This is a genomic window from Gemella parahaemolysans (genome assembly GCF_053758945.1).
On record NZ_JBSMTP010000022.1, the window covers coordinates 1 to 9,866 of the forward strand.

Consider the following 9,866-nt stretch of genomic DNA (forward strand, 5'->3'; position numbering starts at 1 on the left):
CATACGGAGAATGGAGTAAAGGTAACTGGTCAGAAGTAACACCAGAAGCAATAGCAAAATACAAAGCGCCAAGTGTAGCAACAGTAGAAAGAGCAGAAGTAACATCAACAACAGAAAACAAAATAATTGATGTATACTACGAAGCAGATACAAAAGAAGTTACAGAAGAAAAAGAAGTAACAAGAACAATAAACTACCTAGAAAAAGGTACGAATAAAGTCTTGAAAAATCCAACAGTTGAAACAGTGATGTTAACAAGAACAAAAACAACAAACAAAGTCACAGGTGATGTTACATACGGAGAATGGAGCAAAAGTAACTGGTCAGAAGTAACCCCAGAAGCAATAGCAAAATACAAAGCGCCAAGTGTAGCAACAGTAGAAAGAGCAGAAGTAACATCAACAACAGAAAACAAAACAATTGATGTATACTACGAAGTAGATACAGAAACTGGAACAGAAGAAAAAACAGTGACAAGAACGATTAACTACCTAGAAAAAGGTACGAACAAAATCTTGAAAAATCCAACAGTTGAAACAGTGATGTTAACAAGACTGAAGACAACAAACAAAGTCACAGGTGATGTCACATACGGAGAATGGAGTAAAGGCAGCTGGTCAGAAGTAACACCAGAAGCAATAGCAAAATACAAAGCTCCAAGTGTAGCAAGAGTAGAAGCGACAGAAGTAACATCAACAACAGAAAACAAAATAATTGATGTATACTACGAAGCAGATACAAAAGAAGTTACAGAAGAAAAAGAAGTAACAAGAACAATAAACTACCTAGAAAAAGGTACGAACAAAGTCTTGAAAAATCCAACAGTTGAAATAGTGACGTTAACAAGACCGAAGACAACAAATAAAGTTACAAAAGAAGTTACATACGGAGAATGGAGCAAGGGTAACTGGTCAGAAGTAACACCAGAAGCAATAGAAAAATACAAAGCTCCAAGTGTAGCAACAGTAGAAAGAGCAGAAGTAACATCAACAACAGAAAACAAAACAATTGATGTATACTACGAAGCAGATACAGAAACTGGAACAGAAGAAAAAACAGTGACAAGAACGATTAACTACCTAGAAAAAGGTACGAACAAAGTCTTGAAAAATCCAACAGTTGAAACAGTGACGTTAACAAGACTGAAGACAACAAATAAAGTCACAGGTGATGTTACATACGGAGAATGGAGCAAAGGTAACTGGTCAGAAGTAACCCCAGAAGCAATAGAAAACTATAAAGCTCCAAGTGTAGCAAGAGTAGAAGCGACAGAAGTAACATCAACAACAGAAAACAAAACGATTGATGTATACTACGAAGCAGATACAAAAGAAGTTACAGAAGAAAAAGAAGTAACAAGAACAATAAACTACCTAGAAAAAGAAACAAACAAAGTCCTAAAAGAGCCAGTAGTACAAAAAGTAAAACTAACAAGAACAAATAAAGTAAATAAAGTCACAGGAGAAGTGACAGAAGGCAAATGGACAGAAGGAAGCTGGGAAGAAATAAGTTCGCCGATAATTGAAAATTACTATTTACCAGATAAAGAAAAAGTAGAAAAAGAAAAGGTAGGAGGAACATCTCTAGATAAGGAAGTTATTGTAAACTATACTATAAAGCCAAAACCGGAGCCAAAACCGGAGCCGAAGCCAGAACCAAAACCGGAGCCGAAGCCAGAGCCAAAACCGGAGCCGAAGCCAGAGCCAAAACCGGAGCCGAAGCCAGAACCAAAACCGGAACCGAAGCCAGAACCAAAACCGGAGCCGAAGCCAGAACCAAAACCGGAACCGAAGCCAGAACCAAAACCGGAACCGAAGCCAGAACCAAAATCGGAACCAAAACCGGAGCCAAAACCAGAACCAAAACTTCAAGATGTAGTAGTGATGCAAGGAGTAAGAAAATTAGCTAATACAGGGGAAAAAACTACTGGTTTTGAAGTTTTAGGATTAATATCGTTAGTAGCTGCAGAGGTAGCTAGACGTAAAAAACAAAACTAAAGTAAGGATATTTAAAAAGAATGGTTATATATTAGCCATTCTTTTTATGATAGATATATTAAGGTGAAGTTATAATTTTATGGTTATTTATATTGAATAGTATTAAGATAATAAATGAAAATCCATGACTGTTAATTAGCTAAAAAAACTATAGTTAAAAGTTAAATTATTAGGAAAAATAAATTCTAAAAAAATATAATTACGATGAAAAATCAAAATCTCTCTCAACTTTTGATAATTCTTTATTTTCAATATTTTTATTATTTTTTTCATCTTACTAGCTCTTCCGTTCGGTTTTTCTAGTATATTATACCCGTTTTCTTTAAATTTTGAAATCTAATTACATAGTAAACCAGCATTTGGTAATGGATACTTTAATGAAGTAGCGTGTATAGAATTTCTCAATATTAAAACTTCATTGATTATATCTAGTTTCAATCCCGGTGGATAGTAAGTACTTTTCTTTTTAATCAGTACTGTTTCACCATGTAAATCAGCTAATTTTACCATATACTTCACATTACTAAGATTTATTTTAAACTTTTTAGATAGTTCTTTGTATGAGTATTCTTCTTTATTAAGTCTATATATTTCTATCTTATTTTTATCTGTTAATTTTATAATAAATAGCCCTCCAAAATTTGTCCAAAACATCTGCGGAAGAAATGCAAGAGTTGATAAATGAAGTGGTAGAAAAAGATATTACTAATATCGATCGAGCTACAAGCCGTGCTCCAGTAAGTTGGGTGCATTTACTTAAACAAAAATCCATAATGCATATCTTCGTATTACAGATGACTTCAAAGAGTCTATATATAATAGAAAGAAATCTCAAAGAGAAAAAATTTTATTTACACAAAAAATATAAAAAATCGATGATTAATAACTCGATGAAATAACGATAAAAAATGATTTAAAATTAATGTATCAAAAAAATATTTAGAATTAAATTTTGATTATTAATAAAAAATAATTTATGAAGTAATATTAGAATGATAATCTGTTTCAACTATAGTTTAAGAAGTAATATTAGAATGATAATCTGTTTCAACTATAGTTTAAATGGATTGTTATAGGCTTGTTGTATTCGTTAAAAAGATAAAAAATATCTATATCAATATGAATGTAATCGTTTTTTTTTTTTTTACCGTAGGTGTGAGAGTTTCTGTTACGAGAAAAGAACGAAGTTTATTTAATAAAATATTGGTAAAAAATAATAAGTTTGAGTGATATTATATTTTGGAAAATATTATCAGAAATTTCAAATGAGAAAAAGTTTATGTTTTCTACGAAATAAGGGGGATTGTGCGACTTTTTTTACTTGAATTATTATAGAGTTTATAATATTATAATCGTTATAAGATAGAAAATTAATACTTGCAGATAGGTGATGCTCTTGGAAAAATAACAAGGGCATGGTCTGTCCTGCAATTTTTCGTATTAATCTGTAAAACTTAAAATCAATTTAGAGGAGGAATTTTAAAGTTGATAGGAAAAAATAATCAATATTTAAAAAATAAGAAAGAAGGAACGAAGGTAGAGACATACTCTATTAAGAAGTTCAAAGTAGGTACAGCATCAGTAGTAATCGGTGCAAGTATCTTCTTTGGTGCTGGAGCAGTGGCGCAGGCGAGTGAAGAAGTATCAAACAACACGATATCTGACAACACAACAAATCCTAATGCTTCAGAAGGGGTTGTAGCAGCACCAGTAGCTACAGCACAACCAGTAGCAAAAGAAACTACTAAAGAAGATGTAGCTAGTGCAGTAGCGGCAAAATTAAGCGGAGAAACTACACAAGAAGTTAAAGCTTTAGACAAAACTAAACTAGAAAACTACATCGCAGAAATCGAAGCAAAATTAGCTAATGGAACATACGACAACAAAACAGAAGAATCTGTAGCATTATTAAAAGCAGACCTAGAAGCTGCAAAAACTACATTAGCGAATGCAACAACTCAAGACGAAATAAAAAAAGCTTACAGCAAATTAGTAACTACAGCGAACACTAAATTAAAAGCTAAACCTGTAGAGAAAAAAGAAGCTCCAGCAGTAGACGCTACTAACGGACAACCAACTGTAGGTAAAAAAGCAGAAAACACAGAGAAAAAATCAGAATCTAACTCAATCGAAAACACAGGATCTAACGACCCACGTAACGGTAAAGCATTAGATAAGAATAATGCATTTAGGGCGGAAATTGCCTATAATATTGATTCTACGGGGACCGACTATGGAAAAAAAGACCATGTTATTACTAGTGGTATAAGAGGTTCATCTGATTCTCGTAATGCAATAACTGCAGTTAATTCCGTGATGAAATATAGAGCTCGTTATAATACAAATGCTACTGGGAAAATTACTTCTGTAGATTGGCAAGTTTTCTTCAATAACCATTTACAAAACTTCGCAAATGACTATGGAGTACAGAATGAAGTGTTCCGAAATTACATTCAGATTCCTAATGAAGTGAATATGCCTACGGATATTCGCCGATTGCAATATAAAGCGGAATGGAAATTTAAAGATGGTAAAAGACAATTAGTCGGAGGGGATGGAAGCGGTCTTAGTGATACTGTAAGTTTTGACAACCCTACTCCAGCCACAGCAGCAGGACGTGCTCTTGATAAAAATGAGAATTTGAAAATAAATGGTAATTGGGATAGTTATACTAGGGGACTAGATACTCTGTATAATAATACTAGTTTCTATTATAAGGATGCGGTAAAAGACGAGCTATCTGATACAAAAAATTTAGTAAACTCAAATGCTTTGCCAGGTAAGCGTGTTATCTATGATAATGCGAATACAGGTGGTAACTATAGAGACGGTTATGTATGGGAGTTTACAACAACAGTTCCTGATACAGTAACAAATGAACAGTTGAAAAATATGAAGGTTTCGATGGGAATGTTAAGTACAGGGACAGCAGGAGTTGACCATGGTTTCCACAGAATTGCAGTGAACCCTGTAAATCTATCAAAAGCTGATGTTACTCCTCCAACTGTAAAAACTCAAACGGTTAAAGTTGGTGAACAACCAAAAGCAGAAAATTCAATTGCTAACTTCAAAAAGCTTCCTGCTGGAACAAAAGCTGAGTTCAAGACACCAGTAAACACAGCAACGCCAGGAGAAAAAACAGCTACAGCAGTAGTAACATACTCAGATGGTTCGAAGGTAGAAAAACCAGTAAAAGTAATTGTTGAAAAAGAAGCAGTAGCACCAGCTAAGCCAGTTATCACGACAAGTCTAACAGGTAAAGCTAACACTAAAACTCCGGTTGAAGTGAAAGCAGAAGCGGGGTCTACAGTTTCCCTGTTCGCCAAAGATGGAACTAAACTTGGTACAGCCGTTGCGAATGCCCAAGGTGTGGCAAGAATCACTCCAACAGTAAACATTCCGGCTGGTATTGTAGCAGCGACAGCTACCAAAAATGGTAAAACATCAGAAGTAAGTGATGCTGTAGAAGCAACTCCAGCAGCAGATGCTGCAACTAACAATCCAGCGGCAGGTGCTGCGACTAGCGGTCCAGAAATTGTCAATAATTTGGCAGGTAAAGCAAGTACGCCAGCTGATGTGACAGTTAAAGCACCAGCAGGTTCAACTGTTAAGCTTTACAACACAGATGGTGTTGTGATCGGTGAAGCTGTAGCTAATGCCCAAGGTGTAGCAACTATTCACCCTACAAACAGTCTTCCAGCAGGAAAGATTACAGCGACTTCAACACCAGCAGGTGGTAAAGAGTCAGCTAAGAGTGCACCGATTACAGTTACAGCATCACCGTTGACTGTTAAAGATGGTGGTGTGACTGGTAATAATGATACTAGACTATTGGTAAGTAGATCAGAGATTACAGTATATCCTGGTGATAAAATTGATGTTGATGTTGTAGCTCAAGCTACAGCTTTAGAGAAATTTTCGGTTGAGAAAAATGCTACAGCTATAAAAGGCGTAGTACCATCAGGGGGGTACCTAGGATCTTCAAAAGGAGCTACGATTAAACAACGTGATGCTAAATATAGTGGTACTGTTGCAATGGACCAGCCAGCAGGAAGTACAAGTGTTATTTTCCATGCGAAGAATCGAGATAAACCAACAACGATATACAGAGAACTTATAGTAAATGTTCTTGAGACCGCTAAGAAATATGGGCCAGTTGCAGGTACAAAAGTAGATATTGCGAATTCTAACGGCGTTAGTGAAACTGAAAAGAACAAGATTATCGAAGCAGTGAAATCTGCTAACCCAAGTCTTCCAGCAGAATCACAATACAGTGTAGATGAAAAAGGAAATCTTACTATCACTTATCCTGATGGATCAAAAGATAAGATTGCAGCAGCATATCTAGTAAATCCAGCAGCTCCAGTAGTAGCTCCAACAGTAGAGATTCCATACTCAAACGCTGCCAAACGTCAAATCTACGTTTATACAGGAGAAAACACAGATTTAACATTTACAGGTAAAGACGAAACAACAGTTAAAGATTTATACCTACGTGGACCAGGTGGTGTTACAAATGATAATGCTACACAGTATGGATTTACAGTAGGTAAGATTGATAATGGTGCTGTTACAAATGGAGAAGGGACAGTATCTGCTGATAAGAGAACAGCAACTATCAAGATGACTGGTGTTACGACACTTAAAGCTCCAAATCAGTGGACAAGTTTCATTGAAGCTAAAGATAGTGATGATGCCAAATCTATGACAGGGGCAGACTACAATGCTTCGACTGACGATGCAGTGCGTCAACAAAAACCAGGATACGTTCAATTCGTTGTCAAATCTCAAACAGATAAGTACGATATCAAGACTCCAACAGAAAAAGTTACAGTAGCAGATTCATCTAATGTAACAGATGCTGATTTGGCTAAAATTAAAGAAAAACTGCAACTTGAGTACAAGAAAGACAACGACGATGCGAATATCGCAAAAGATACTCCAGTTGATAAAGATGGTAAGATTAAATCAGTAACAAAAGATAATAAAGGAAATCTTGTAGTAACATACACAGATGATTCTATCGATAAAAAACCATTGTCAGAATTTGTTGTAGTAGCTCCAACAGTAGAGATTCCATACTCAAATGCTGCCAAACGTCAAATCTACGTTTATACAGGAGAAAACACAGATTTAACATTTACAGGTAAAGACGAAACGACAGTTAAAGATTTATACCTACGTGGACCAGGTGGTGTTACAAATGATAATGCTACACAGTATGGATTTACAGTAGGTAAGATTGATAATGGTGCTGTTACAAATGGAGAAGGGACAGTATCTGCTGATAAGAGAACAGCAACTATCAAGATGACTGGTGTTACGACACTTAAAGCTCCAAATCAGTGGACAAGTTTCATTGAAGCTAAAGATAGTGATGATGCCAAATCTATGACAGGGGCAGACTACAATGCTTCGACTGACGATGCAGTGCGTCAACAAAAACCAGGATATGTTCAATTCGTTGTCAAATCTCAAACAGATAAGTACGATATCAAGACTCCAACAGAAAAAGTTACAGTAGCAGATTCATCTAATGTAACAGATGCTGATTTGGCTAAAATTAAAGAAAAACTGCAACTTGAGTACAAGAAAGACAACGACGATGCGAATATCGCAAAAGATACTCCAGTTGATAAAGATGGTAAGATTAAATCAGTAACAAAAGATAATAAAGGAAATCTTGTAGTAACATACACAGATGGTTCTCAAGATAAAAAACCATTGTCAGAATTTGTAACTAAAGAAACAACAGCAGTAGCTCCAACAGTAGAGATTCCTTACTCTAATAAAGCTAATAAAGAAGTTTATGTATATGCTGGAGAAGAAAACTCATTCGATATCAAATTCAAAGATGATAGCGGAAAAATTGCAAGTGCCACTGTAAAACAAGGTGGTAACAGAGCGTTTGCCAATGTTGCAGGTGAAGCAAATACTATCAATACACAATATGGATTTAAAGCAAATGTTATCAATGCTGAGACTCCAGCGACAGCAGAAGCACCAGCAGTCATTACTTATTCAGGTACTCCAGCAGCGACAGATGGTTTAACAAAAGACAAACTAGAGGCAGCAACTAAAGGAGAAAATCCAGAAGGTATGGCTTTAGGATGGCGTTATGCAACTGCAACGGATAAAGATGGTGCATTTATTGAGAATAAAGCCACAGGTAGCTCAACTGCAACTGATCCAGGTGCATTCCGTGTTATGCTTAAGGGACAAACTCAAAAATATGATATTGCAACTCCAACTGAAAAAGTTGTTGTAGCAGATCCAGCTAACGTAACAGATGCTGACTTAGCCAAAATCAAAGAGAAACTTCAACTTGAGTACTCTAAAAACAACGATGACGCTAACTTTGCAGACAAAAAAGGTCAAGCTGTAGCTGATAAAGATGCTAAGATTAAATCAATCGAAAAAGATGCTGATGGAAATCTTGTTGTAACATATAAAGATGGTTCTCAAGATAAAAAACCATTATCAGAATTTGTAACTAAAAAACCAACAGATGCAGATAAGAACGAACCAACAGCTAAACCACAAACTGTAGATAAAGGAACAACACCAAAAGCAGAAGATTCAATTAGAAATGTAAAAGATCTTCCTAAGGGTACAACAGTAGCCTTCAAAGATCCAGTAGACACAGCAACACCAGGTGAAAAAGATGCGACAGTAGTTGTAACATATCCAGATGGATCTAAAGAAGAAGTTCCAGTTAAGGTAACTGTTACAGAACCAAGTTCAACACCAGATACACAAGCACCATCAAAACCAGAAATCAAAACAGACTTAACAGATAAAGCAGGAACTAAGACACCAGTTGAAGTAACAGCAGAGCCAGGAGCTAAAGTTGAGTTATTTGATAAAGATGGTAACAAGATTGGTGAAGGAGTAGCAGACGAAAACGGAAAAGCTACAATCACACCAACAGTAGAACTTCCAGCAGGAGATGTAACAGCGAAAGCAACAGATTCAGCAGGAAATGTATCAGAACCAAGCACACCAGAAAAAGCAACAGCAGATACAAAAGCACCAGCTAAACCAGAAATCAAAACAGACTTAACAGATAAAGCAGGAACTAAGACACCAGTTGAAGTAACAGCAGAGCCAGGAGCTAAAGTTGAGTTATTCGATAAAGATGGTAACAAGATTGGTGAAGGAGTAGCAGACGAAAACGGAAAAGCTACAATCACACCAACAGTAGAACTTCCAGCAGGAGATGTAACAGCGAAAGCAACAGATTCAGCAGGAAATGTATCAGAACCAAGCACACCAGAAAAAGCAACAGCAGATACAAAAGCACCAGCTAAACCAGAAATCAAAACAGATCTAACAGATAAAGCAGGAACTAAGACACCAGTTGAAGTAACAGCAGAGCCAGGAGCTAAAGTTGAGTTATTCGATAAAGATGGTAACAAGATTGGTGAAGGAGTAGCAGACGAAAACGGAAAAGCTACAATCACACCAACGAAAGAACTTCCAGCAGGAGACGTAACAGCAAAAGCAACAGATCCAGCAGGAAATGTATCAGAAGCAAGCACACCAGCGAAAGCAACAAAAGATACACAAGCACCATCAAAACCAGAAATCAAAACAGACTTAACAGATAAAGCAGGAACTAAGACACCAGTTGAAGTAACAGCAGAGCCAGGAGCTAAAGTTGAGTTATTTGATAAAGATGGTAACAAGATTGGTGAAGGAGTAGCAGACGAAAAAGGTAAAGCTACAATCACACCAACAGTAGAACTTCCAGCAGGAGACGTAACAGCAAAAGCAACAGATCCAGCAGGAAATGTATCAGAAGCAAGCACACCAGCGAAAGCAACAAAAGATACACAAGCACCATCAAAACCAGAAATCAAAACAGAC

General features: G+C 36.3%; 3 protein-coding genes. 2 read left to right on the top strand and 1 reads right to left on the bottom strand.

Annotation, left to right across the window (positions count from 1 at the left end; genetic code table 11):
- Positions 1–1,997 (top strand): mucin-binding protein (locus ACWOBP_RS07985; RefSeq protein WP_455338240.1); only part of this gene is annotated, 1,997 nt, incomplete at its 5' end.
- Positions 1,998–2,333: 336 nt separating this feature from the next.
- On the opposite strand, the gene ACWOBP_RS07990 is transcribed toward ACWOBP_RS07985, so the two are convergent.
- Positions 2,334–2,651 carry a hypothetical protein gene (locus ACWOBP_RS07990; protein ID WP_455338241.1) on the bottom strand — a complete coding sequence of 106 codons (318 nt, stop codon included), beginning with the start codon at positions 2,649–2,651 and terminating at the stop codon, positions 2,334–2,336.
- 831 nt (positions 2,652–3,482) lie between these two features.
- On the opposite strand from ACWOBP_RS07990, the gene ACWOBP_RS07995 reads away from it, so the two are divergent.
- On the top strand, positions 3,483–9,866 hold a 6,384-nt coding region (locus tag ACWOBP_RS07995; RefSeq protein WP_455338242.1), incomplete at its 3' end, for a Rib/alpha-like domain-containing protein.

Bases quoted from the DNA above. Each gene is read 5' to 3' on its own strand.
- ACWOBP_RS07990 (WP_455338241.1), bottom strand. From the start codon at position 2,651: ATGTTTTGGACAAATTTTGGAGGGCTATTTATTATAAAATTAACAGAT.